Source organism: Streptomyces sp. SID3343 (genome assembly GCF_009865215.1).
Taxonomy (GTDB): Bacteria; Actinomycetota; Actinomycetes; order Streptomycetales; family Streptomycetaceae; genus Embleya.
Genome location: NZ_WWJX01001142.1, coordinates 1 through 1,883 on the forward strand (window position 1 = coordinate 1; position 1,883 = coordinate 1,883).

At 71.5% G+C, this 1,883-nt stretch carries 2 protein-coding genes; one reads left to right on the forward strand and one right to left on the reverse strand.

Annotated features, from left to right (window positions below; all coding sequences use genetic code 11):
- Positions 1 to 526, reverse strand: a 526-nt coding sequence (locus tag GT354_RS35975; RefSeq protein ID WP_161360584.1) for a PadR family transcriptional regulator, incomplete at its 3' end; no start/stop codon positions are given.
- Positions 527 to 964: 438 nt separating this feature from the next.
- Between GT354_RS35975 and GT354_RS35980 the strand changes: the two genes are divergently transcribed.
- Positions 965 to 1,883, forward strand: a 919-nt coding sequence (locus GT354_RS35980; protein ID WP_161360585.1) for an ABC transporter ATP-binding protein, incomplete at its 3' end; no start/stop codon positions are given.

The window sequence follows — 1,883 nt, forward strand, 5'->3', positions numbered from 1 at the left end:
CGGGTGCGACCGGGCTGTGGTGGCGTACGCGAGACTCGGCCGAGTCCAACCAGTGCACCATCGATTGCAGGCGGAACAGTTGGGCGTCGGCGACCAGGAGCAGCGCGAGGTCGTCGGCCGCGTCCTCCTTGAGCCGGGTGTACTGGCGCATCTGCGCGATCGTGTGCCGCCGGTGGTCCTGGAGGATCTCGCGGACGTCGACACCGGGCAGCCGCAGCGCGACCAGCACCTTGATCACCAACTCGTCGCGAGGCGGGGCGTCGGCGCCGGGCGGCGTGCGCAGCCACGTGTTCAGCTCCGTGCTGCCGGCCGCGGTGATCCGAAAGGTCTTCTGTGGCCCGTCGTTGGTGTCGCCGGCGTCGGACTCGACGAGCTTGTCGCGCTCCAGGCGCTGCATCGTCGTGTAGACCTGACCGACGTTCAACGGCCAGACGTCACCGGTCCGCGCCTCGAATTCCTGCCGCAATTGCAGCCCGTACTTGGGCCCTTCGCCGAGCAGGGCCAACAGCGCGTGTCGCACGCTCATCGTGCCTCCGGGATCTCGTTATACTGAGTATAATACTCGGTATAACGCAGCGTGGGGCAGGCCGTCAACGGCGACGCGGGAATCGGCGGTCGGAATGCGGGACTTCCGGGTCGGGGCGAACGCCCGGCCCCGGCCCGTGGGGAGTTCGGCTTGTCCGGCGGCGTGCGTCGGGGCCGCCCCACGTCGACTCGGAAAGCGACGAACACCGTTGTCGGCCGCCGCCGTTGCCGAGCCGGCGGCTGCGGCGCGGGCGAAATCGTCCGGTCAGGATGCGCGCGGTGCGGGTGTCGATTGCGGGTGGGGGTGTGGTTTTCCGCAGGTGGGGTCGGTGCTGCGCCCCATGTTCGGGTCGCCGACGGGATCGCAGGCTGTTCCCACCGGTGATTCGGGCCCCGCACACCGGGTGGGGCCGTACCGGGTGAGCGGAAGGTCGGCGCGATGTCGAGGAGTGGGAACGGGGCGGCGGCGGTCGTCGGGGGGGCGCCCGACGAGTCGGGAATCGCGGCGCGGGCGCGGGGACTGGTCAAGGAGTACGGCACGGGCGCCGTGCGCGTGGTGGCGTTGGCCGGAGTGGACGTGGACATCGCTCGCGGCGGGTTCACCGCGATCATGGGACCGTCGGGCTCGGGGAAGTCGACGCTGATGCAGTGCCTGGCCGGCCTGGACACGGCCACCCGGGGCAGCGTGTCGATCGGCGACACCGAGCTGAGCGGTCTCGGCGACACCGCCCTGACCGAACTCCGGCGCGACCGGGTCGGGTTCGTGTTCCAAGGGTTCAATCTGCTGCCCACGCTCACCGCCCTGGAAAACATCACGCTGCCGATGGAGATCGCCGGGCGACGGGTGGCCCGCGACCACCTCGATCGCATCGTGGCGGCCACCGGCCTCGCCGGACGCCTCGCGCATCGGCCCGCGGAGTTGTCCGGTGGACAACAGCAACGCGTTGCGGTCGCCCGGGCGTTGGTGTCCCGGCCGGAGCTCGTGTTCGCCGACGAGCCGACCGGCAATCTCGACTCGCGCTCCCGAACCGAGGTGCTCGAACTGCTCCGGAGCGGCGTGCACGCGTGGCAGCAGACCGTGGTGATGGTCACGCACGACCCGGGCGCGGCGGCGTACGCGGACCGGGTGGTCTTCCTGGCCGACGGCCGCATCGTCGACGAACTGGCGACCCCTACGGCGGAGGCCGTGTTCGAGCGGATGAAGCACCTGGACGGGCGGTCGACCGCCCGCGATGCCCAGGACGCCCGCAACGCCCACGACGCCCGCCACGGGCCTCGGCACGCCGGAGCGCACGGCATGGGACGGGCGGGTGCCGGCGCCGGTGCCGGTGTTGGTTTCGAGGTCGGGGGCGGGGTCG